Below are 20,891 nucleotides of genomic sequence, written 5' to 3'. Positions count from 1 at the left end.
ACCGACTATACGGCTGTCGTCAAGTCAGGTTGCCGACGCAGGTGCGCAGGAGGTCGGCCAGGTAGCGCCGCTGGTCGGCCGCCGCCGGGCCGCCCCCGCCAGGTCGCCGACTGCGCGGCCACCCCCGCCGCGGCCGTCGCTCGGCTGCCCGGCGACCACGCCGCCCGGCCGGCCCCCACCCCCGCCGCAGGCGAGGCCGCCGCGCTGCTGCCCTGTCGGGGCTGGCCCGGGCCGTCACCCGGCTTGGGAAAATTCTTTGAACCGCCCTCGGCGGGGGTCCGTGTAGTGGGTATCAGGCAGCCGCACCGAGCGGCCGGGAAACCCCAACGGACACAAGGAGAACTTCCATGCTTCGCACGCGCATCGCCGTCTCCGTCGCCGCGGCGGCAGCCGGGCTGGCAGTGCTCACCGCTTGCTCGGGTGCCGAGACTGCCCAGCCGGTTGTCGCTCCTGCGGCGGCGGGTGGCACCGGTGGCGGCCAGGCCGCCAACAACAACGGCCAGGTCGGCAACGCCGCTCCGGCGTCGAACGAGACCAAGCTGGTCGTCGCCGATGTGGCCGATGTGGGGCAGGTGCTCACCGACCAGAACGGCATGACCCTCTACCGGTTCGACAAAGACACCGCGAAGCCGCCGAAGTCCAACTGCGACGGTGACTGCGCCAAGGCCTGGCCGCCCGTGCTCGCCACCGGGGACGTGGAAGTTCAGGGTGTCGACAAGAACAACGTCGGGAAGGTGACCCGGTCCGACGGGACCGAGCAGATCACCGTCGGCGGGTGGGCGCTCTACCGCTACGCCAAGGACACCAAGCCGGGTGACGCGACCGGCCAGGGGGTCGGGGGCGCCTGGTACGCCGCGAACGCCAAGGGCGGGAAGGCCGGGCAGGCCGCGGCCGGCGAGTCCGAAGCCGGTGCCGTGAAGCTCAGCGCCAGCAAGATCGACGGCCTCGGCGATGCGATCGTCGACCAGAACGGGATGACCCTCTACCTGTTCCAAAAGGACACCAAGAAGAAGGCCTCCGCCTGCAACGGTGACTGCGCCAAGACCTGGCCGCCGGTGCTCTCCAAGGGCAAGGTGGAACTGCAGGGCATCGACTCGAAGCTGCTCGGCAGCATCAAGCGTCAGGACGGCAGCGAGCAGGTGACCATCGGCGGCTGGCCCGTCTACACCTTCTCGAAGGACACCAAGCCGGGCGATGCGAACGGTCAGGGCGTCAACGGCACCTGGTTCGTCATCGAGCCCGCCGGCTGCAAGCTCGGCAGCAACCCGAACACCGCTGCCGGCCAGCAGCAGGCTCCGGCCGGCAGCGGCGCCACGACCAACGATTCCGGTTCGGGTGGCACCACCTACTGAACCCGAACCATCCCGAACCTCTTAGTGGGCGAGGCCCGGCGGACGCTCTTCGTGAGTGACCTCCGGGCCTCGCCCCTTGTGGTCACGACGCAGGAACGACCGGCGGCGCGGTTCTTCTTCGGGAACACGGTCGATGACCTCGGTGCGCTGCTCGGCGACGACCGGCTCGTCGGCCGTCTCGTCCTCGGGCAGCAGGATGGTGCGGCGGGCCGGCAGGACCGCGATCAGCAGGCCGAGCGCGGCGACACCGAGGTGCAGCCACGTGTCGGCGGGCTCGAGGTCCATCGGGTTGCCGGCGTTGGCGAACGGGTTGCTCGAAATGAGGCCGTCGATCATCAGGCCCCACACGAACAGCAGGCCGTAGCCGATGAACAGCAGCCAGCCGAACGCCCGCGCGCGGCCCGAGCCGAACGCGAGCAGCAGGCCGACGACGCCGGTCACGACGCGGACCAAGCTCATCAGCGGGTTGGCGGAGAACCGCCAGAACCCGGCGTCGTGGTGGCCGGCGAAATTGCCGAAGCCGGTCCTTGACAGTCCGATGATGCCGACGACGAGGAACGCGATCCCGGCCAGTCCGGCCAGCACCTGCGCCGGCTGCAGGCCTCGGACCCGGATGCGTGCGCCTTTCGCGTGAACCATGACTCCAGTCCTTCCCAGCGGGTGGTGACGACCGTCACCGCGCTGGAGTACCCCGCGACCACGGTGGGTGAAACGATGGCGCTTGCCCGCAGGGCCCTCCCGCGTTCCCGATTCGGGCCCCCTTCGAGAGCTATCCCACAAAGCACCCCGTTCGGGCGAACAGCGCGCGGCCTTCCCGGCAATCCAGGTCATGCGCAAGCTGAGCGGCATCTTCCTGGTGGGGCTGTGCCTGGGGGCGATCGGCGCGGTGGTGGTGACGGCGGGCCACAGCACCGCCGCGGCGCCCCAGCCGCTCGCGGTCACCGAGATCGCGGCGACGACGTCCGCGACGCCGACTCCGGCGGCCGCGCCCAAGAGCGAGCCGTCCGCCACGCCGGCGCCCAAGACCGAGCCCAAGGCGCCGCCGGCCAAGGTGGACGCCGGTGCGCTGGCCGGGATCGTGCGCGACGGCGAGGTCAGCGCCGTCGTCTTCGATCGGGAGTCCGGCGGCGCGACCGTCTCCGTGCAGGCGAACCGCGGGTACACCTCCGCGTCGATCGTGAAGCTGCTGATCGCGCTTTCCGTGCTCGACCAGGGCGGCCCCGCGGCGGACGTCCAGCGGATGCTGTCCCGCAGCGACGACGACCTCGCGAGCCGGTTCTGGGCGGCCTACGGCGGGCCGTCGATCGTCACGCGCTGGGTCACGAAGCTCGGCCTCACCGGTACCCGGCCGCCCGCCGACCCCGGCCGGTGGGGCGACACGCGGATCACCGCGGCCGACATCGTGAAGGTCTACCAGTACCTGCTGACCAAGAAGCAGGCCACAATCCTGAACGCGCTGCGCGACGCGACCGAGCGCGGGTCCGACGGCTTCCGGCAGTACTTCGGCATCCCCGACGCCGCCGATGGACAACCGTGGGCGGTGAAGCAGGGCTGGTCGTGCTGCCGGCCGACGCGGATGCTGCACACGTCCGGCGTGGTCGGCAAGGACAACCGCTACATCGTCGTGGTGCTGACCGAACACCCCGCCAAGGTCGACTACGCGACCGCGTCGAAGCGGGTCACGGAGGTCGTCTCGACGCTGCTGGGCTGAGCCCGGCTCACTGCTCGACGTCCGCCAGGGCGCCGGGCGCGCCGGAGCGCGGCAGCGGCCACGGCTGCACCCCGCCGAGGGTCTGGACCGGCCGGCCGGCCGGGGCGGGCGGGGTCGTGTGGGCGCCGATCCAGGTGAGGATGTCCGGGATCTGGGACTTGAAGGTGTTCATGTTGTGGCCCGCGTCCGGCACCTGCCACGACTGGAAGCGGACCGGCGGGCGGACGCCGGCCTGGATCAGCCCGGCCGCCGCGCCCTCGAACTTCTCCTTCTCGCCCCAGATGGCCAGGATGTCCACCGGGGACGGGTGGAGGCGGACCGTGATGCCGACGTTGTTGGCGTCGTCGACGTCCTGGCGGCCCTTGTAGAGGTTCTCCGTCTCGGCGTCCATCTGCGCGCGGTCGTAGCCGCTGACGCTCACCGCCTGGCCGTACCACTGCGGGTGACGGGTCACCAGGTTCATCGCGCAGTAGCCGCCGGACGACCAACCGGCGAAGGTCCAGGCCTTCCGGTCCGCCGCGACGCCCAGCTTGTGCAGGGCCCACTCCCGCAGGTCCGCCGTCAGGTACGTGTCGTTCGCGGTGCCGTTGACCTCGTCGACGCACTCGGTGTCGTGGCCGATCTTCGGGACGCCCGTCGGGTCCGGCATGATCACCACGACCGGGGGCAACGCGCGCCTGGCGATCGCCGCGTCGAGCTGTTCCGGGAGCTTGTACCCGTCGGTGACGACCTCGGGCCCGGACGGGTAGTTCGGGATCCACTCGACGGCCGGGAACTTGAGGCTCTTGTAGGCCGGGTCGAAGTACTGCGGCGGCAGGTACACGGTCACGTCCCGGGTGAGCTTGGTGCGCCGGCCGGTCACCTTCATGTGGACGACGGTTCCCTTGCCGTCCTTGGCGTGCGCCGCACCGACGTCCCGGACGAGGTCGAGGTTCTCCCCGTTCGCGCTCGTCTCGGCGTCGATGCTGTCGGCCGCGTAGACACCGGTGCCGAGCAGCGAACCGAGCGTCGGGAAGAACCCGCCGATCAGGTTGCCGGCCAGGCCGGTGGTGACGACGATCGAGACGACCGCGCAGAGGATGGTGACGGTGCGCCACAGCAGCTTGCGCTTCCACCGCTCCCAGAACAACGGGATCGCGATGATCGCCAGCAGCGTCACGACGACCACGATGACCATCGTGATCGGCGAATCGAGCCGGATGCTGCTGAGGTGCATGGGGACGGTCCTTCCGGGCGGGCAGCGGATGCGCACCCGGACCCCCCGGGACTCGCGTATATATCACGTTTGACCCGGCTTGCACGTTGCGGACCTGTGAGTTGGCTCATAGGCCCGCAACGTGCGGCGCTCTCAGCGTTTTCTCAACTACTTCGCCAAAGCGCGCGTCAGCACCGTGACGGCCTGGGTGATCGCGGCCTCGGCGGCGTGCGTCTCGCGCAGTGCGTTCACCATGACGAAGTCGTGGATGATCCCCTGGTACCGGACGGCGGTGACCGGGACACCGGCCTGACGCAGCTTCGCCGCGTACGCCTCACCTTCGTCGCGAAGCACGTCGGCTTCGCCGGTGATCACCAGGGCCGGCGGCAGCCCGGCGAGCTCGTCGAGCGACGCGCGCAGCGGCGACGCCGTGATCTCCGCGCGCTGGGCGGGGTCCGTCGTGTACTGGTCCCAGAACCACTTCATGCCTTCGCGGCCGAGGAAGTAGCCCTCGGCGAACCGGTGGTACGACTCGGTGTCGAAGGAAGCGTCGGTGACCGGGTAGAAGAGCACCTGCTGCTTGAAGGTGACGTCGCCGCGCTGCTTGGCCAGCAGCGTCAGCGCCGCGGTCATGTTCCCGCCCACGGAGTCGCCGGCGATCGCGATGCGCGAGGTGTCGAGGCCCTTCTCGGCGCCGTGCTGGGCGACCCACTTCGCCACGGCGTAGTTCTCCTCGATGGCGACCGGGTAGCGCGCCTCGGGCGACCGGCTGTACTCGGGGAAGACGACGGCGGCGCCGACCCCGGCCGCCAGTTCGCGGACCAGCCGCTCGTGGGTGTGGAAGTCGCCGAACACCCAGCCGGCGCCGTGGATGTAGACGATCACCGGGAGGGGACCGGAAACGCCGGCCGGGCGGACGATCCGCGTCTCGACGTCGCCGTTCGGGCCGCCCGGGACGGCCAGCACCTCGATCTCGGCGGCGGGCATGGCGACCTCGCCGTCCTGGACGCCGTCGACGGCCTTGCGCCCCTCCTCCGGCGGCAGCTGGAACAGGTACGGCGGCTGGTCGGTGGCCTCCGCGAACGCCTGCGCGGCCGGTTCGAGGGCCAGGTTGTGCGGGTTGGCGGTCATGTCGTCCTCCTCGGGGGTGGAAGCTGATGTCACGAAGGTAGCTCGCAACTCAGTTGTGCACAACTAATTGGGGTCCAATGAGATGCAGCGCACTTAAGTTGCCGGTCTCCGCGAAGTCGTGGAGCATGGAGAGTTACGAGAGAGGAGGACGCCATGGCATCGCTGCGGCTGGACGACCAGCTCTGCTTCGGGCTGTACGCGGCGTCGCGCGCGGTGACGTCGCTGTACCGGGTCGTCCTGGAGGACCTCGATCTGACCTACCCCCAGTACCTGGTCATGCTGGCGCTCTGGGAGCGGGACCACCGGCTGGTCAAGGAGCTCGGCGCGGAGCTGAACCTCGACTCGGGCACGCTGTCCCCCTTGCTCAAGCGGTTGCAGACGACGGGCCTGGTGGTCCGGAACCGGCAGGCCGACGATGAGCGCTCGGTCCGCGTCAGCCTGAGCGACGCCGGAAAGGCGTTGCGCGACAAGGCGCAGGGCATTCCCGACGTGATCGGCACGGCGATGAACCTGGACGACGCCGGGGTGGCCCGGATGCGGGCCGAGCTGGACCGCCTGACAGAGTCGGTGAACGCCTATCGGGAGGCTCTGGCACCGGCATGATCAACCACGACGACGCGCTGAAGGCCGTCGAAAGCAGTCTCGACCGGCCGTCGGCCGCGCGGATCTACGACTACTTCATCGGCGGGAACACGCACTACGCGATCGATCGCGACTTCGCCGAGAAGGTCCGCGCCCGGCTGCCGCTCATGGGCGAGTACTGCCTGACGAGCCGGCAGTTCCTCGGCCGCGCGGTCCGCCAGTGCGTCCGCGAAGGCATCCGGCAGTTCGTCGACGTCGGCTCCGGGCTGCCGACAGCGGGCAACGTGCACGAAGTCGCCGACGACGCCCGTCCCGAGCTGGACACGCGGGTGCTCTACATCGACAACGAGCCCATCGCGCTGGCCCACTCGACGCTGCTGCTCGCCGACACCGCCGACCCCGAGCGCCACCACGCCATCGCCGCGGACTTCCTGCAGCCGGACGACCTCTGGGAGCGGGTGAAGGCCTCGGAGATCATCGACCCGCGGCAGCCGGTCGCCCTGGTGATCAACGCGGTCATGCACTTCATCAAGGACGAGCAGAACCCGGACCAGCTGCTGGAGTTCTACCGCTCTCGGCTCGCCCCCGGTTCGCTGCTGGTGCTGTCGCAGATGACCAACGAGAACCCGGTGAACGAGGACGAGCGGCAGGCCCTGCTCGACCTGCTCGAGTACTACGAGACCACGACCAACCCGGGTTTCCTGCGGACGATGGCCGAGTTCGAACGCTTCTTCGGCGGCTGGCCGATGCTCGAACCGGGGCTCGTCTACGCGCCGGCGTGGCACCCCGACGAGCACACCGTGTTCGCCGGTTCGCCGTCCGAGTCGCGGGTGATCGGCGGCGTCGCGCGCAAGCCCTAAGAGGCTTCGCGCACCTCTTCGAGCACGTCGAGGACGGCGCTTTTGCCGAGTTCGACGGCTTTGCGCAGCACTTCCGGGTCGCGTTCCAGCACCGCCACGTCCGGCGCACCCACCGGCGGCCGGATGCTGAGGATTCGCGGGTCCGACGCCAGGGTTTCCTCGTCTTCGACGTCTCGCCGGTAGGTGTCCTGCCAGGCCGGGACGGCGCCGGGGGCTTGGCGGCGCAGGAATCGCGGGACGACGACGTCGTGCATCCGCGGTGGCCGGACCGGCAGTTCGTCGGCGCGGCGGGTGCGCAGCACGAGGACGTCCGTGGCGTTCTGCAGCAATGCGGTGCGGTACGGGATCGGCTCCGCCACGCCGGCGTCGACGAACCGGCGGCCGGATAGGGGGATCGGCGGCCCGGCCAGCACCGGCATGCACGACGACGCGGCGAGCGCGATCTTGATCGCGTCGACGTCGTCGAGGAAGGGGTGCAGGTCGGTCGACTCCCCCGTGTCGGCGTCGGTGGCCAGCGGGTGGAAGGTGACCGGGTTGGCCAGGATGGCCGGGAAGTCCATCGGTTCCAGCACCGAATAGACCTGGTGGACGAGGTATTCGAGGTCGATCACCGCGCGGCCGCGCAGGGTGTGCAGCGGGTTGATGATCCGGCGCATGACGACCGGGTTCCACCAGGTCCGGACGCCGGTCGAGGAGCGGCCGCAGAGCAGCCAGGCGCCGTTCAGCGCGCCGGCCGACGAGCCGTAGACGGCGTCGAACGCGGGGGTCACGCCGAGTTCGTCCAAGGCCAGGACCATGCCGCTGGAGTAGGTGCCGCGGCTGCTGCCGCCCTCGATGGCGAGCGCGAGACGCCGGCCGTCGGTGCGCTCGCCCGGGACACTGCCCGCCGCCATCCGTTCGGAGATCAGTTCGAGTACCGGGTGCACCCTTCCATCGTGGTCTTTTGCGGGCATTAGTCGACCCGTTTTATCCCACCCAGGGGGGTGAAGTGATGCGCGCCTCGTTGCACTGCAACTCGTTGCATAGCACCCTCCAACCATGGCACTGGAGCACGCGATCCTCGTCTCGCTGTCCGAGCGCGCCGGTTCGGGCTACGAGCTCACGCGCCGCTTCGAGAAGTCGATCGGGCTCTTCTGGAGCGCCACCCACCAGCAGATCTACCGCGTGCTGAAGCGGATGGAAGAGGCCGGCTGGGTGGCCGTCGACGTCGTCGCGCAGTCGGGGCGGCCGGACAAGAAGGTCTACACGGTCAGCGACGGCGGGCGCGCCGAGCTCGTCCGCTGGCTGGCCGAGCCCGATCCGGCCGCGGGGCCGGTCGAGCTGGCCGTGAAGATCCGCGGCGCGACCTTCGGCGATCCGGCGAAGGTGGCCGAGGAGATCGTCCGCCACCGCGCGAAGCACGCCGAACGCCTCGACGTCTACCGCCAGATCGAGAAGCGCGACTTCCCCGCGCCGGCCGCGCTGACCGGCCGGCACCTGCACCAGTACCTGGTCCTGCGCGGCGGCATCCGCGTCGAAGAGGGCCAGGTCGAGTGGTTCGACGAAGTACTCGACGCCCTCCACCACCCCAAGGACGCCCGATGAGCCCGTACCCGAACCTGCTGTCGCCGTTGGACCTCGGCTTCACGACGCTGCGCAACCGCGTCCTGATGGGGTCGATGCACACCGGCCTCGAGGACAAGGCTTCGCACTTCCCCGCGCTGGCCGAGTACTACGCCGAACGCGCCCGCGGCGGCGTCGGCCTGATCGTCACCGGCGGGTTCGCGCCGAACCGCACCGGCTGGCTGCTGCCGCTCGCGTCCAAGCTGACGACGTCCGCCGAGGCGCGGCAGCACCGGCGGCTCACCGCGCCGGTGCACGAGGCCGGCGGCAAGATCGCGCTGCAGATCCTGCACGCGGGCCGGTACGCCTACCACCCGCTGAGCGTGTCGGCGTCGAGCATCAAGGCGCCGATCAACCCGTTCCGGCCGCGCGCCCTCACGAAACACGGCGTCCGCAAACAGATCGAAGCCTTCGCCGACTGCGCCGCTCTCGCGCGCGAAGCGGGCTACGACGGCGTCGAGATCATGGGCTCCGAGGGCTACCTGATCAACCAGTTCCTGGCCGAGCGCACCAACAAACGCACCGACGCCTGGGGCGGCACGCCCGAGAAGCGCCGCCGGTTCGCCGTCGAGATCGTCAAGCGCACCAGGGAAAAGGCCGGCGACGACTTCATCATCGTCTACCGGCTTTCGATGCTCGACCTCGTGCCGGGCGGCCAGCGCTGGGAGGACGTCGTCGCGCTCGCTCAGGACGTCGAGGCGGCCGGCGCGACGATCATCAACACCGGCATCGGCTGGCACGAAGCCCGGGTGCCGACGATCGTGACGTCGGTGCCGCGCGCCGCCTTCACCTGGGTGACCGGGAAGCTCAAGCCGCACGTCGGCATCCCGGTCGTCACCTCGAACCGGATCAACATGCCGCAGGTCGCCGAGGAAGCGCTGAGCAGCGGCGACGCCGACCTCGTGTCGATGGCCCGGCCGTTCCTCGCCGATCCCGAGTGGCTCCGGAAGGCCGAGAGCGGCCGCGAGGACGAGATCAACACCTGCATCGCGTGCAACCAGGCCTGCCTCGACCACGCTTTCAAACGCAAGCTGGTGTCCTGCATGGTGAATCCGCGCGCGGGCCACGAGACGACGTTGACGCTGTCGCCGACGCGGCGGTCGAAGCACGTCGCGGTCGTGGGTGCGGGCCCGGCGGGCCTCTCGGCCGCGACCGCGCTGGCCGAACGCGGGCACCGCGTCGAACTCTTCGAAGCCGACGACGAAATCGGCGGCCAGTTCGGCATCGCCCGGAAGATCCCCGGCAAGGAGGAGTTCGCCGAGACCATCCGCTACTACCAGCGGCGCCTGGAGGTGACCGGGGTGAAGCTGCACCTCGGCACCCGCGCGAAAGCGAGCGACCTCACCGGCTTCGACGAGGTCGTGCTGGCCACCGGGGTCGCGCCGCGGGTGCCGTCGCTGCCCGGGATCGACCACCCGAAGGTGCTGTCCTACGTCGACGTCGTCAAGCACGGCAAGCCGGTCGGCGCGCGGGTCGCGGTGATCGGGGCCGGCGGCATCGGCGTCGACGTCAGCGAGTTCCTCACGCACACGGCGTCGCCGGCGCTGGATCGGGCCGCCTGGATGGCCGAATGGGGGGTCACCGACCCGGAACAGGCGGCGGGCGGCCTCGGCACGCCGAAGCCCGAGCCGTCGCCGCGGCAGGTGTTCCTGTTGCAGCGCAAGAAGTCCGGCATCGGTGCGGGGCTCGGCAAGACGTCCGGCTGGGTTCACCGGGCAGCGCTCAAGGCCAAGCGCGTCGAGCAGCTCCCTGGCGTCACCTACGACCGCATCGACGACGACGGCCTGCACATCACCGTCGACGGCGAGCCGCGAGTGCTCGACGTCGACACGGTGGTCGTCTGCGCTGGCCAGGAGCCGGTGCGCGACCTCGCCGACGAACTGCGGGCGGCCGGGCTGCCGGTGCACCTCATCGGCGGGGCCGACGTCGCCGCGGAACTCGACGCGAAACGCGCGATCGACCAGGGGACACGGCTCGCCGCCGCGCTGTAGCCCGCAGAGCGTCCGGCACACCTTCTTTTCGGGGGTCCGGGTGGCGGAGCCCCCGGCTCGGGGCGGAGCCCCGGTTGTTACTGGCAGGATGGGGCCCGTGCGAGACGTATGCGTGATCGGGCTCGGGCTGATCGGCGGATCACTGTTGCGCGCGGCGGCCGCCAGCGGCCGCACGGCGTGGGGTGCCGCGGTTTCCGAAGTGGACGCCGATGCGGCGAGCAGAGCGGGCTTCGACGTCACGACCGACGTCGAAGCGGCCCTGCACCGGGCCGCGGCCGAGGACGCGATGGTCGTGCTCGCCGTGCCGCTGCCGGCCGTCGAAGACCTGCTGCGGCTGGTCAACCAGCACGCGTCGCACTGCCTGCTCACCGACGTGACCAGCGTGAAAGCGCCGGTCCTGGACGCGGTCCGCCGTCGCGTGCCCTACACGCGGTACGTCGGCGGGCACCCGATGGCCGGGACGTCGAACTCCGGCTGGCTGGCCGGGGACGCCGCGCTGTTCCAGGGCGCCGCGTGGGTGGTCGCCGTCGAAGAGGACACCGACCTCGAAGCCTGGGCCGAGGTGGCGAAGCTCGTGCTGGACGTCGGGGCGCACGTCGTCCCGCTGCCGGCGGAGTCGCACGACGAGGCCGTCGCCCGGATTTCGCACCTGCCGCACCTGCTGGCGGCCATCCTGGCCACCATCGGCGCCGAGGGCGGCCCGCTGGCGATGTCGCTCGCCGCCGGGTCCTACCGCGACGGCACGCGCGTCGCCGGGTCGAACCCGCAGCTCGTCCGCGCGATGACCGAAGGCAACCGGGACGCGCTGCTGCCGATCGTCGACGAAGCGCTCGGCCGGCTCGGCGCCGCCCGCGGCTCGCTCGCGTCGACCGGCGGGCTCGCGGCCACGATCAACGCGGGGTACGAAGGCGCGCAAGCGCTGGCCGCCAGCCTGGACGTCGAACGGGCCGGGGTCCGGATCAGCCTGGCCGCGCCGGACGCGCGGCAAGGCCTGATCGCCCTCGGGGAACGCGGCGGCCGGATCACCGGCCTCTCGGACGGGATCGCGACCGGCGAAGTCCAGTAGCTACTGCGCCGGCGGGGTGTCCGGCGTGTCGTCGAACTTGTTGAGGAAGTCCTTCGCCTTCTCGACACCGGTGTCGATCTGGCTGTCGTGGCCGAACTTCGACTTCGCGAAGCCGGCGGCCTTGTCGAGGCCCTCCTCGATCTTGTCGTTGTGCTCGCGCAGGGCCTCTTCGGCCTTGCCCTTCAACGCTTCGAAGTCGATTCCCATGGGTGCATTGAACCGCACGAACGTCACGAACGCCTGGGGTAGGGCAGGAACCGCCGGAGCGGGCCCGGCGGCGTGCGTTCGGCCAGGTCGGGACCGCGGACGGCGTCGAACGCCGACTCCAGCTGGTCGACCACCCCGGACAGCTGCGGCGCGTCCGGCAGCGGCACCGACCGCGGCTCCCGCTGCTCCCGGACGGCCGAGGCGAGTTCCCCCAGCGCGGCCGTCAGCAGCTCGACGTCGGCCGGGGCCGGCGGCGGCACGCCCCGCCCGATCGTCACGCCGACCTCGGTGACGGCGTCCGCGACGCGCTCCTGCGCGGCGATCACCGGCCACCACGCCACCGCCTGGCGACCGTGCGCGGACGGCTCGACGACGGCCTGCTGGAACGCCGTCCGCAGGTCGGCCAGGGCGCGGTAGGCCCCGCGCCGCGCCCGCGACCGGGCCAGCCGCGCCTCTCCCGACGACGCCTCGACCAGCGCGTGCGCGACGTACTTCGCGACCGCGTCGAGGCCGTCGGCCAGCCGCCCGCCCACCCGCGGGCGCCGGCTGCCCGGCCACAGCAGGTAGCCGAAGACGAGCACGATCACGCAGCCGAGCACGGTGTCGACCAGCCGCGCCAGCACCACGCTCCAGTTCCCGGTGTGGGCCAAGCCCATCTGCAGGATGATCAACGGCGTCACGAAGGCGCTCTGGATGCCGTAGTTGCGCACCTTCCCGATCGCGATGCCGCCGGCGAAGACCGCGCTGAGCACGACCAGGACCCAGCCGCTCGCGCCGAGGCCGAGCACCGCGGCGCCGATCCCGACGCCGATGACCGTGCCGATCCCCCGCAGCACCGCGCGGCCGAAGACGGACCCGAAGTCGGGCTTGAGCACGATCCCGACGGTCAGCGTGATCCAGTACGACCGCTCCAGCGGCACGAGCAGGCCGACGACCTCGGCGATCGCGACGCACAGCGTCAGCCGCAGCGCGGCGATCCAGGTCAGCGGGCCGGACGCGAGCGAGGCCGCCCACTCGCGCAGGCGGCGGTACCACGGCGTCGGCTCGCGGCGCTTGCGGTCGTCGCCCTTGCCGATCCGGACCAGGCCCGCGTAGAGCGCGGCGAGGACCGGGTCCGGGTCGCCGGGCGGCGCGAGGGGCGGAGGCGGCAGCGGCTGGCCGGCCAGCACCGCCGCGGACAGCGCGACGAAGTGGTCGATGACCTCGCTCGCCGGGCGGCGGCCGGTGTTGACCATCGCCACCGAGGCCTCGACGGCGGGCGTCGTCGCCGACAGCAGGTTGAGCAAGTGGCGGTAGGCGGCATCGCGGCCGGACAACCAGGACCGCGCGGTCAGCAGCTGGTCGTAGGCGGTGTTCATCGCCGTGGTCAGCCGGTGGCGGGCCACCCGCGAGACGGCTTCGTCGCTCGCCGACAACATCGCGGCCAGCTCGACGTAGACGTGCGCGACGGCGGTGCGTTCGGGGCTGGTCGCGCGGACCGTCCAGGTGACGAGCGCGACCAGGAAGCTCCAGGCCGCGCCGAGGCAGAAGCAGCCGAAGAGGATCTCGACGCGGACGCCGGTCGCGTGCTGCCCGGTGGCGAGCACGCAGAAGACGAGCATCTGCAGCCCGGCCACCGAGGCGTTGCTGCCGGCCGCGCTGATCACCGCGGACACCGCGGCGACCAGGATCACCGTGGGCACCGACAGCGCCGGTGTGCCGCCGGTGAGCAGGCCGGCGAGGTACCCGGCGGTCGCGGCGAGCGTCGCCCCGCCGAGGCGGCGGGCGCGGTAGCGGTAGGGCCCGGCCGATTCGGACAGCACGGCGGGCAGGGCACCGGTCGAGACGAGCGCGCCGACGGCGATGTCCCCCGCCGCGTAGGCGATCGCGAGCGGCACGGCCAGCGCGACCACGGCCCGGGCGACCATGTTCCACGGCACCGGCACCGGCGTGCTGCGCAGGAGCTGGACCAGCCAGTGCGGCGCGGCGAGGTCGGGGCGCGGCGTGCTCACCCCCTCATCTTGACCTACGCTCCCGGAGACGGATTAATTATCAACCTGTCAACAACTCGGGAGGTTCCGGTGGGCCGCAGGTACTCGTACGAGGTCAACCGCACGAGCACCGCGCCGCCGGAGGCGCTGTTCGCGCTCGAAGCGGACGGCCCGCGGTGGGCGGAGTGGGGAAAGCCACTGATCGTCCAGGCCCGCTGGGCACGGCCGGGCACCGAAGAGCCGGGGGGCGTCGGCGCGGTCCGCGAAGTCGGACTGTGGCCGGTGCTGATCCGCGAGGAGACCCTCGAGTACGAGCCCGGCCGCAAGCACGTCTACGGCTTCGCCGCGGGCAAGCCGCTCAAGGACTACCGCGCCGAAGTGCTCTTCACGCCGGCCCCCGGCGGCGGGACGCACCTGCGGTGGACGGGCTCGTTCACCGAGCCGGTGCGCGGGAGCGGTCCGGCGCTGGCCGCGACGCTCCGGGCGGTGATCCGGCTGTTCTCGGCGAAGCTGGTCAAGGCGGCCGAAACCGGGCGCTGACCTGGGTGCGCCACACCACACAAGATCGTCCGGCGCAACTTCGCCCACCCCCTCGACGTCACTCTTTCGGGTGGTCTTTTCGATCACCCGCGAGAGAGGGGGCGCGGGATGAAGCGAGTGGTGGCGGGCTTGGCCGTGGTCGCGTTGGCGCTCACTGCCTGTTCGACGCACGAGCCGGACGAGCGCGAGTTCGGCACGAGCCAGCCGAACCCGGCGCCCCAGGCCGCCCCCGACGTGCAGACGTCCGGTCCGTACCCGTTCGGCACGGTCCAGCAGAAGGCGCCCCCGATCGAGAACGGTCAAGTACCGGTCGTCCGCCGGATCACCACCGACAAGCCGTACGTCTTCCTCACCATGGACGACGGCGCCGTGCAGGACCCCGGCGCGCTGAAGCTGATGCAGGAGAACGGCACGCACCCGGTGCTGTTCCTGAACCAGAAGTACGTGAAGGGCCACGAGGCCTACTTCAAGCAGATCCTGGACGCCACCGGCGCGACGCTCGGCGACCACACGGTCGACCACCCGAACCTCAAGGGCAAGCCGTACGAGTTCCAGCGCAAGGAGATCTGCGACGACGCCGACGACTTCCAGAAGAGCCTCGGCATCCGTCCGTCGCTGTTCCGCCCGCCGTTCGGCAACTACGACCAGAACACCCTGAAAGCGGCGGCCGCCTGCGGCATGCGCGCCTCGGTGCTGTGGACGGCCGCGGTCAACGACGGCGTCGTCCAGTTCCAGTCCGGCGACAAGCTCAAGCCGGGTGACATCGTGCTGATGCACTTCCGGAAGACGTTCGCCGAGGACTACACGGCGTTCGTGGAGCGGGCCGAGAAGGACGGACTGACGCCCGTCCCCCTGGCCGACTTCCTCGGCTAAAGCACCACCGTCGGCGTCACGACCGTCCGCCGGCACGACACGTCACCCAGGTGCACGAGGATCTGCGTCGTCCCGCGCGGCACGTTGTCGAGCACGAACCGGCCGCCCTCGTCCGCCGTGGTCGACGACGTCCCGTGCTCGGCCACCCGCACCTCGACGCCGTACTGGCCGGCGGGTACCAGCCAGCCGTCGATCCGGTGCAGCTTGCCCATCTTGGTCAGGTTGATCATCACCGTCAGATCGCTGACGGTGAACGTGATCGTGCCGGTGCCGCCGCCGCGGACGCCGGCCAGGTTGTCCAGCCGTTCCCAGCGGGCGACCTCGACGTCGAGATCCTCCAGGGCGAGCGCGAATTGGACCCGCTGCACCAGGTCTCCCGGTGGCGGGTCCAGCTCGTCGAGGAAACGGCCGATGTCGGCCAGCAGCACGTCGTCACCGAAGGAGGCTTGGCCCCCCGGCGCCCCGAGGTCGTTCATCGGCTTCCCCCTTCACTGGCGAGGAGATCGCGCATCTGGTCGAGGCAGCGACCCCTGGTCGGTCCGACACTGCCGCGCGGCATGCGCAGCGCCTCGGCGACGAGCTGGTACTCCGCCCGACCCGCGAGCACGGTCAGCCGGAGCAGTTCCTGACAGCGTTGGGGCAGCCGGACGAAGGCGCGCCAGACCCGGCGGTCGCGGTCGGCGCGGACGGCTTCGTCCTCGGGTGCCGGTTGGGTGCTCGGCATCGCCTCGGCCACCTCGTCGCTCAGCGGCACCGGCTGCATGCGGCGGCCGAACGGGTGGGTGGCCTCACGGCGGGTGGTGGTGATCAGCCAAGCGGCGAGGGCCTTGGGGTCGCGGAGCTTGCCGAGCTGGCTGAACAGCGCGAGCCAGACGGTCTGGACGACGTCCTCGGCGACCGCGCGGTCGAGCCCGTTGGCCCGGGCGACGTGCCAGACGAGCGGGGTCAGCTCTTCGACGAGGCGGGCCATCGCCCGGCGGTCACCGTCTCTGGCGGCCTGCATGCACGCAGCGTGCAGCTCGGCGCCGGTCAGGCCCTCCCACGGCGGATCTACCTCTGTGGTTTGCACGTCGGTCACCGTATCTGCCCCTCTTCGGAAGAGTCTTCGAGTCGGCGTTGGCAGTATCGCGGGTCCTTCGGGGGGAAGGAGCGTGCAGGTGGATCTCGGATACATCAAGGTCACTTACTTCGTCGGTCGTGCACTACCGGTCAATGGCAAATCCGTGAGGTACCGGCCGGCGCGCGTGGACCCGCACCGGCCGGTACTCCCCTCCCTCAAGGACCCGCTCCCCAACGGGCCCCCGCCGGATGTCCCCTCCCCCGAAGGGCACCCGGCCGACGGTGTCCGGCAGCCCCCTCGGCTCCCGGCCACCGCGATCACTGCGAACGCGACACCCCCTGTCGTGTTCCTCCGTGCTTGGCTGCTCCACAGGACGCAGTGAGGGCGCCGCCAGATACCCGAATCGGCAACTTTTTTTGAAGATCGACGCAGAGCTGCTAACTGATCACAGCGTGTGCCAGCGTCCCGGCCCAGCGGGCGTAGCCGGCCGGGCCCGGGTGGAACCGGTCGCTCGCGAAGGCGGCCGGGTCGAGCAACGCGGGATCCATCGGCAGGTGCCGGACGCCGGGGACCCTCCCGAGCGTCGCGGCGGCCTTGTCCAACGCGGTCGAACGAGCCGAAAGGACGTCACGCAGCGGTCGGGGCAGGGCCGGGAAGCGGGACATCGGCGGCACGCCGGCCAGCAGGACGTCGACCGGGCCCAGCCGCCCGCGCAGGTCGAGCACCAGGCGCAGGAGGTCACGGCGGTAGGCGGGAGCCGTCCGGAGCTCGATGGTGTCGTTGACGCCGAGGGCGATCACGACCAGGTCGGCCGGGCGGACCAGCGGGACGAGCTCGGCGCGGACCACCCGGGCGTTGGCGCCGGTCCGGCCGACCGCCTGCCAGCGCACCGCCCGGCCGTCGCGGGCCAGCTCGCGGGCGAGGCAGCCGGTGAGCGCTTCCCCGTGGTCCGCCGCGCCGACACCGTCCACCGTGGACTCGCCGAGCACGGCGAGCCGGAAGGGCTCGCCGTCACCTGGGACGAGCCCCTCCGCCGGCCCCGCCGCGCCGGGGAGCCGCGGGGTCTTGCGCTTGACGTACAGAGCCTGAGCGAGCAGCACCATTCTTCGAAGCTAGCCGTGCGCGATCGAAACCTCCTGCCTGATCAGCCCGGTGCGTGGTGACCCGGCGCGGTTAGGCGTTCTTCTCCTCGCGCATCTTGTGCCAGCGCTCGTACATGTTGTTGAGCTCTTCGAGCATGAACGACAGGAAGTCCCGCATCTCGGCGAGCCGCTTGCCCGACGGGGTGTCCTCGCCGAGGGCGTCGATGCCGTTCTCGGCGGCGTCGCGCCACATGATGATCATGCGGTCGCGCTTCATGAACGTGGCGTACCAGAGGTCGTCGTAGAGGCGGTAGTGGTCGCGGCGCTCGCCGGGCTCGCGCTCCTTGGCGACCAGGCCGATCTGCTCGAGGTAGCGCACCGCGCCGGACACGGCGGCCGGGCTGACCGACAGCTGGGCGGCCAGGTCGGCGGCGGTCAGCCGGCCCTCGTCGGTGGTCATCAGCGCGGCGAACACCCGCGCCGGCATGCGTTGCATCCCGATCTGCGACAGCACGAGCCCGAGGCTCTCGACGTACCGGCGGACGGCGTCTTCATCTCGCTGCACTTCAGGCGTCGTCATCGGCCCATCCTTCCGTACCCGTCCCCCATGATCACTCGATCTAGACATTTTCTTAACTTCACAACTTCATGAAGCAAGTGTAGCTTCCGAAGCATGGAAAACGCCATTTCGGTCACCGGCCTGCACAAGTCGTTCGGCCGGACCAAGGCCCTCGACGGCCTGGACCTGCAGGTACCCGCTGGGGAGGTGCACGGCTTCCTCGGCCCCAACGGCGCGGGGAAGTCGACCACCGTCCGGGTGCTGCTCGGCCTGCTCCACGCGGACTCGGGGGACGTCCGGCTGCTCGGCGGCGACCCCTGGAAGGACGCCGCGAGCCTGCACCGCCGCCTGGCCTACGTGCCCGGCGACGTCAACCTCTGGCCCAACCTCTCCGGCGGCGAGGTGATCGACCTGCTCGGGCGCCTGCGCGGCGGCCTGGACGAGAAACGCCGCGCCGACCTCATCGAGCGCTTCGACCTCGACCCGAAGAAGAAGGGGCGGACGTACTCGAAGGGCAACCGGCAGAAGGTCGCCATCGTCGCCGCCCTCGCCTCCCGCGTCGACCTGCTGATCCTCGACGAGCCGACGTCCGGCCTCGACCCGCTGATGGAGGCGACCTTCCAGTACGCCATCCAGGAGGAGCGCGAGCAGGGCCGGACCGTGCTGCTCTCCAGCCACATCCTCGCCGAGGTCGAGGCGCTGTGCGACAAGGTCAGCATCATCCGCAACGGCCGCACGGTCGAGTCGGGCACGCTCGCCGAACTGCGGCACCTGACCCGGACGTCGATCACCGCCGAGCTCGCCGGGCCGCCGAACGGGCTCACCGAGCTGGCCAACATCCACGACCTCAAGGTCGAGGGCAACCGCGTCCGCTTCGACGTCGAGACGCGCTCGCTCGACGAAGCCCTCCGGCAGCTGACCGAGGTCGGCGTCCGGAGCCTGGTCAGCCAGCCGCCGACGCTGGAGGAGCTGTTCCTGCGCCACTACACGACCGAAGCGAGCGCGAAATGACCGCGACGCTCGCCCGCACCGAAGCCGCGGTGGCGCCCGCGCACGAACTGGCCGGCACCGGGCACCTCACCCGGCTCGCGCTGCGCCGCGACCGCGTGGTCCTGCCGATCTGGATCGTGCTGCTCAGCGTCGTCCCGGCGAGCACGGTCAACACGTTCACGCAGTTCTACCCGACCGTCGCCGACCGGCTCGCCCTGCAGGCGGGGGCGAACGCCAACCCGTCCTACGCGCTGCTCTACGGCCCGCCGTTCGACCTCACCACGGCCGGCGGGTTCATCGCCTGGCGCATGTGCGGGTTCCTGGCGCTGCTCACCGGGTTGATGGCCGTCTTCACGGTCACCCGGCACACCCGCGCCGAGGAGGACACCGGGCGCGCGGAACTGCTCGCGTCCGCGGTGGTCGGCCGGTACGCGGCGCTGACGGCGGCCCTGCTGGTGGCCGGCGGCGCGAGCGTGCTGACCGGGGTGATCCAGGCGGTCACCCTGATCGGTGCCGGCCTGCCCGCGGCCGGTTCGCTCGCCTTCGGCGCGGCGGAAGCCCTGGCCGGGCTGGTGTTCACGGCCGTCGCGGCGGTCGCCGTCCAGCTGGCCGAGTACTCCCGGACGGCGAACGGCATCGGGACCGCCGTGGTCGGCGCCGCGTTCCTGCTCCGCGGCGCCGGGGATTCCACTGTGGACGCCCGCTGGCTGTCCTGGCTGTCGCCGATCGGCTGGGTGCAGCAGGTCCGGGCCTTCGCCGGGGAACGCTGGTGGGTGCTCCTGCTGCCGCTGGGGTTCGCGCTGGCCGTCGGCGCGGCCGGCTACTGGCTGCTGCCCCGCCGCGACGTCGGCGTCGGCATCCTGCCGCCCCGCCCGGGCCCGGCCCGCGCCGCGGCAAGCCTGCGGTCCCCGCTCGCCCTCGCCTGGCGGCTGCACCGGGGACCGCTGCTGGGCTGGCTCATCGGCACGGCCGTGGTCGGCGCGGTGTTCGGCTCGATCGCCAGCGGCATCGGCGACCTGGTCGGCTCGAGCCCGCAGGCCCAGCAGATCTTCGAGCGGCTCGGCGGCAGCCACGCGCTGACGCAGGCGTTCCTGGCCGCGATGGCCGGGATGTTCGCGATGGTGGCGTCGCTGTACGGCGTCCAGGCGGTGCTGCGGATGCGCGGCGAGGAGACCGCGATCCGGCTCGAGCCGGTGCTCGCCACCAGCGTCGGGAAGCTGCGCTGGGCGGCCGGCCACCTGGTGTTCGCCTTCTTCGGCACGGCCGCGCTGCTGCTGTCCGGCGCGGTCTTCATGGGCCTGGCGAACGGGCTGCGCACCGGCGACGTCGGCGGCTCCCTCGCGGACACCCTGTCCGGGATGCTCGTCCAGCTGCCCGCGGCCTGGGTGGTGGTCGCGCTGGCGGTGGCGATCTTCGGGCTGCTGCCGGGCTTTTCGGCGGCGGCGTGGGCGGTCGGGGCGCTGGCGCTGCTGCTGAGCCTGTTCGGCCCGATCGTCAACCTGCCGCAGGTGGTGCTGGACGTCTCGCCGTTCCAGCACCCGCCGAAGATCCCGGGCCAGGAGTTCACCGCGACGCCGCTGGTGTGGCTGGCGGCGGTGGCCGTCGTCGCCCTGGTCGCCGGTCTGGCCGGCTGGAAGCGCCGGGACGTCGGCTAACGCACCCGCAGCTCGTGGTCGGGACCGGCCACGAGCTGCGCCTGCGGGCCGCCCTTACCGCAGCCGGGCCCGTTCGCCTCGGCGAAGGCCGGCGTCACGTCGATCGTGTGCGGTTTCCCGTCGTCGAACCGGACGGTGACCCGGACCGGTTCGGCGGGCAGGCCGGGGAGGTCCGCGAAGCCGTGGAGCCCGCCGGTCGGGACCATCGACGTGCCGCACGAGCTGTCCGGGCCGGTGCCGGTGCAGGTCGTCGCGCCCGCCGACGTCTCGGGGTAGAGGCCGACGTCGCGCGTCAGGCACTGGCCGCGCCAGCAGGCTTCGAGCGTGGCTTTCGAGATGCCGTTCGGGGCCGGAATGGACAGGCTGATGCCGATCGGGACGCCGATGGCGGTGCAGGCGAGCTCCGGCCCGGCACAACCCGCCGTCAGGAGCATCGCGAACCCCAGTGCGTAGCGCATGCCGACC

The 20,891-nt window shown here is 71.4% G+C and carries 22 protein-coding genes; 11 read left to right on the top strand and 11 right to left on the bottom strand.

The window, feature by feature from the left end; all coding sequences use genetic code 11:
* Positions 1–347: 347 nt before the first annotated feature.
* A complete protein-coding gene (locus ACWDN5_RS20720; RefSeq protein WP_449677430.1) occupies positions 348–1,352 on the top strand; it encodes an SCO0930 family lipoprotein in 1,005 nt (334 codons plus the stop codon).
* A 21-nt stretch (positions 1,353–1,373) separates the two neighbouring features.
* Here ACWDN5_RS20720 and ACWDN5_RS20715 read toward each other — a convergent pair whose 3' ends face one another.
* The gene (locus ACWDN5_RS20715; RefSeq protein ID WP_310968061.1) at positions 1,374–1,991 is read right to left on the bottom strand and encodes a DUF4383 domain-containing protein; all 618 of its coding nucleotides are present in this window, start codon (positions 1,989–1,991) and stop codon (positions 1,374–1,376) included.
* A 190-nt stretch (positions 1,992–2,181) separates the two neighbouring features.
* Between ACWDN5_RS20715 and ACWDN5_RS20710 the strand changes: the two genes are divergently transcribed.
* Positions 2,182–3,063, top strand: a complete 882-nt coding sequence (locus ACWDN5_RS20710; RefSeq protein ID WP_449677429.1) for a serine hydrolase — start codon at positions 2,182–2,184, stop codon at positions 3,061–3,063.
* Between the two features lie 7 nt (positions 3,064–3,070).
* Here ACWDN5_RS20710 and ACWDN5_RS20705 read toward each other — a convergent pair whose 3' ends face one another.
* Positions 3,071–4,279: an alpha/beta hydrolase gene (locus ACWDN5_RS20705; RefSeq protein WP_310968063.1), complete on the bottom strand. Its 1,209-nt coding sequence runs from the start codon at positions 4,277–4,279 to the stop codon at positions 3,071–3,073.
* 147 nt (positions 4,280–4,426) lie between these two features.
* Positions 4,427–5,389, bottom strand: a complete 963-nt coding sequence (locus tag ACWDN5_RS20700) for an alpha/beta hydrolase (RefSeq protein ID WP_310968064.1) — start codon at positions 5,387–5,389, stop codon at positions 4,427–4,429.
* Positions 5,390–5,542: 153 nt separating this feature from the next.
* On the opposite strand from ACWDN5_RS20700, the gene ACWDN5_RS20695 reads away from it, so the two are divergent.
* Together ACWDN5_RS20695 and ACWDN5_RS20690 are read left to right on the top strand one after the other, a co-directional pair.
* Entirely contained in the window at positions 5,543–5,992 is a 450-nt protein-coding gene (locus ACWDN5_RS20695) for a MarR family winged helix-turn-helix transcriptional regulator (RefSeq protein ID WP_449677428.1), read from the top strand.
* On the top strand, positions 5,989–6,831 hold the full coding sequence (locus ACWDN5_RS20690) for an SAM-dependent methyltransferase (protein WP_310968066.1): 843 nt from the start codon (positions 5,989–5,991) through the stop codon (positions 6,829–6,831). The genes ACWDN5_RS20695 and ACWDN5_RS20690 overlap by 4 nt, the downstream gene beginning before the upstream one ends.
* Here ACWDN5_RS20690 and ACWDN5_RS20685 read toward each other — a convergent pair.
* Positions 6,828–7,757, bottom strand: a complete 930-nt coding sequence (locus ACWDN5_RS20685) for a patatin-like phospholipase family protein (RefSeq protein WP_449677427.1) — start codon at positions 7,755–7,757, stop codon at positions 6,828–6,830. The two genes, ACWDN5_RS20690 and ACWDN5_RS20685, sit on opposite strands and share 4 nt — an antisense overlap.
* 112 nt (positions 7,758–7,869) lie before the next feature.
* Here ACWDN5_RS20685 and ACWDN5_RS20680 point away from each other — a divergent pair, with 112 nt between their 5' ends.
* From ACWDN5_RS20680 to ACWDN5_RS20670, 3 genes are all read left to right on the top strand, one after another.
* On the top strand, positions 7,870–8,415 hold the full coding sequence (locus tag ACWDN5_RS20680) for a PadR family transcriptional regulator (RefSeq protein ID WP_449677426.1): 546 nt from the start codon (positions 7,870–7,872) through the stop codon (positions 8,413–8,415).
* Positions 8,412–10,424: an FAD-dependent oxidoreductase gene (locus ACWDN5_RS20675; RefSeq protein ID WP_449677425.1), complete on the top strand. Its 2,013-nt coding sequence runs from the start codon at positions 8,412–8,414 to the stop codon at positions 10,422–10,424. Before ACWDN5_RS20680 ends, ACWDN5_RS20675 begins: the two co-directional genes overlap by 4 nt.
* Before the next feature lie 112 nt (positions 10,425–10,536).
* The gene (locus tag ACWDN5_RS20670; RefSeq protein ID WP_310968498.1) at positions 10,537–11,490 is read left to right on the top strand and encodes a prephenate dehydrogenase; all 954 of its coding nucleotides are present in this window, start codon (positions 10,537–10,539) and stop codon (positions 11,488–11,490) included.
* Here the strand turns inward: ACWDN5_RS20670 and ACWDN5_RS20665 are convergent, their stop codons facing one another.
* On the bottom strand, positions 11,491–11,697 hold the full coding sequence (locus ACWDN5_RS20665) for an antitoxin (RefSeq protein ID WP_310968070.1): 207 nt from the start codon (positions 11,695–11,697) through the stop codon (positions 11,491–11,493). It abuts the gene before it with no gap.
* 23 nt (positions 11,698–11,720) lie between these two features.
* Positions 11,721–13,688, bottom strand: coding sequence for an FUSC family protein (locus ACWDN5_RS20660; RefSeq protein WP_449677424.1), 1,968 nt, complete (start codon positions 13,686–13,688; stop codon positions 11,721–11,723).
* A gap of 69 nt (positions 13,689–13,757) precedes the next feature.
* Between ACWDN5_RS20660 and ACWDN5_RS20655 the strand changes: the two genes are divergently transcribed.
* Positions 13,758–14,207, top strand: coding sequence for an SRPBCC family protein (locus ACWDN5_RS20655; protein ID WP_449677423.1), 450 nt, complete (start codon positions 13,758–13,760; stop codon positions 14,205–14,207).
* Between the two features lie 108 nt (positions 14,208–14,315).
* A complete protein-coding gene (locus ACWDN5_RS20650) occupies positions 14,316–15,080 on the top strand; it encodes a polysaccharide deacetylase family protein (protein WP_449677422.1) in 765 nt (254 codons plus the stop codon).
* On the opposite strand, the gene ACWDN5_RS20645 is transcribed toward ACWDN5_RS20650, so the two are convergent.
* The 4 genes from ACWDN5_RS20645 to ACWDN5_RS20630 form a co-directional block, all read right to left on the bottom strand.
* Positions 15,077–15,556 carry a hypothetical protein gene (locus tag ACWDN5_RS20645; protein WP_086843812.1) on the bottom strand — a complete coding sequence of 160 codons (480 nt, stop codon included), beginning with the start codon at positions 15,554–15,556 and terminating at the stop codon, positions 15,077–15,079. The genes ACWDN5_RS20650 and ACWDN5_RS20645 overlap by 4 nt on opposite strands.
* Positions 15,553–16,158 carry an RNA polymerase sigma factor gene (locus ACWDN5_RS20640; RefSeq protein WP_086843814.1) on the bottom strand — a complete coding sequence of 202 codons (606 nt, stop codon included), beginning with the start codon at positions 16,156–16,158 and terminating at the stop codon, positions 15,553–15,555. The genes ACWDN5_RS20645 and ACWDN5_RS20640 overlap by 4 nt, the downstream gene beginning before the upstream one ends.
* A gap of 419 nt (positions 16,159–16,577) precedes the next feature.
* Positions 16,578–17,243: an SGNH/GDSL hydrolase family protein gene (locus ACWDN5_RS20635; protein ID WP_310968075.1), complete on the bottom strand. Its 666-nt coding sequence runs from the start codon at positions 17,241–17,243 to the stop codon at positions 16,578–16,580.
* Positions 17,244–17,313: 70 nt separating this feature from the next.
* A complete protein-coding gene (locus ACWDN5_RS20630; protein ID WP_310968076.1) occupies positions 17,314–17,802 on the bottom strand; it encodes a GbsR/MarR family transcriptional regulator in 489 nt (162 codons plus the stop codon).
* A 93-nt stretch (positions 17,803–17,895) separates the two neighbouring features.
* Between ACWDN5_RS20630 and ACWDN5_RS20625 the strand changes: the two genes are divergently transcribed.
* Together ACWDN5_RS20625 and ACWDN5_RS20620 are read left to right on the top strand one after the other, a co-directional pair.
* Positions 17,896–18,792 (top strand): ABC transporter ATP-binding protein, encoded by an 897-nt coding sequence (locus ACWDN5_RS20625; protein ID WP_310968077.1) that lies wholly within the window; start codon positions 17,896–17,898, stop codon positions 18,790–18,792.
* Positions 18,789–20,426, top strand: a complete 1,638-nt coding sequence (locus ACWDN5_RS20620; RefSeq protein WP_449677421.1) for an ABC transporter permease — start codon at positions 18,789–18,791, stop codon at positions 20,424–20,426. The genes ACWDN5_RS20625 and ACWDN5_RS20620 overlap by 4 nt, the downstream gene beginning before the upstream one ends.
* Here ACWDN5_RS20620 and ACWDN5_RS20615 read toward each other — a convergent pair.
* The gene (locus tag ACWDN5_RS20615; RefSeq protein WP_449677420.1) at positions 20,423–20,884 is read right to left on the bottom strand and encodes a hypothetical protein; all 462 of its coding nucleotides are present in this window, start codon (positions 20,882–20,884) and stop codon (positions 20,423–20,425) included. The genes ACWDN5_RS20620 and ACWDN5_RS20615 overlap by 4 nt on opposite strands.
* Positions 20,885–20,891 lie beyond the last annotated feature (7 nt).

It is taken from the genome of Amycolatopsis sp. NPDC003731 (assembly GCF_053586895.1).
This window is presented reverse-complemented; position numbering and strand designations above follow the sequence as displayed.

Bases quoted from the DNA above. Each gene is read 5' to 3' on its own strand.
- ACWDN5_RS20720 (WP_449677430.1), top strand. From the start codon at position 348: ATGCTTCGCACGCGCATCGCCGTCTCCGTCGCCGCGGCGGCAGCCGGG.
- ACWDN5_RS20715 (WP_310968061.1), bottom strand. From the start codon at position 1,991: ATGGTTCACGCGAAAGGCGCACGCATCCGGGTCCGAGGCCTGCAGCCG.
- ACWDN5_RS20710 (WP_449677429.1), top strand. From the start codon at position 2,182: ATGCGCAAGCTGAGCGGCATCTTCCTGGTGGGGCTGTGCCTGGGGGCG.
- ACWDN5_RS20705 (WP_310968063.1), bottom strand. From the start codon at position 4,279: ATGCACCTCAGCAGCATCCGGCTCGATTCGCCGATCACGATGGTCATC.
- ACWDN5_RS20700 (WP_310968064.1), bottom strand. From the start codon at position 5,389: ATGACCGCCAACCCGCACAACCTGGCCCTCGAACCGGCCGCGCAGGCG.
- ACWDN5_RS20695 (WP_449677428.1), top strand. From the start codon at position 5,543: ATGGCATCGCTGCGGCTGGACGACCAGCTCTGCTTCGGGCTGTACGCG.
- ACWDN5_RS20690 (WP_310968066.1), top strand. From the start codon at position 5,989: ATGATCAACCACGACGACGCGCTGAAGGCCGTCGAAAGCAGTCTCGAC.
- ACWDN5_RS20680 (WP_449677426.1), top strand. From the start codon at position 7,870: ATGGCACTGGAGCACGCGATCCTCGTCTCGCTGTCCGAGCGCGCCGGT.
- ACWDN5_RS20675 (WP_449677425.1), top strand. From the start codon at position 8,412: ATGAGCCCGTACCCGAACCTGCTGTCGCCGTTGGACCTCGGCTTCACG.
- ACWDN5_RS20665 (WP_310968070.1), bottom strand. From the start codon at position 11,697: ATGGGAATCGACTTCGAAGCGTTGAAGGGCAAGGCCGAAGAGGCCCTG.
- ACWDN5_RS20650 (WP_449677422.1), top strand. From the start codon at position 14,316: ATGAAGCGAGTGGTGGCGGGCTTGGCCGTGGTCGCGTTGGCGCTCACT.
- ACWDN5_RS20645 (WP_086843812.1), bottom strand. From the start codon at position 15,556: ATGAACGACCTCGGGGCGCCGGGGGGCCAAGCCTCCTTCGGTGACGAC.
- ACWDN5_RS20635 (WP_310968075.1), bottom strand. From the start codon at position 17,243: ATGGTGCTGCTCGCTCAGGCTCTGTACGTCAAGCGCAAGACCCCGCGG.
- ACWDN5_RS20630 (WP_310968076.1), bottom strand. From the start codon at position 17,802: ATGACGACGCCTGAAGTGCAGCGAGATGAAGACGCCGTCCGCCGGTAC.
- ACWDN5_RS20625 (WP_310968077.1), top strand. From the start codon at position 17,896: ATGGAAAACGCCATTTCGGTCACCGGCCTGCACAAGTCGTTCGGCCGG.
- ACWDN5_RS20620 (WP_449677421.1), top strand. From the start codon at position 18,789: ATGACCGCGACGCTCGCCCGCACCGAAGCCGCGGTGGCGCCCGCGCAC.
- ACWDN5_RS20615 (WP_449677420.1), bottom strand. From the start codon at position 20,884: ATGCGCTACGCACTGGGGTTCGCGATGCTCCTGACGGCGGGTTGTGCC.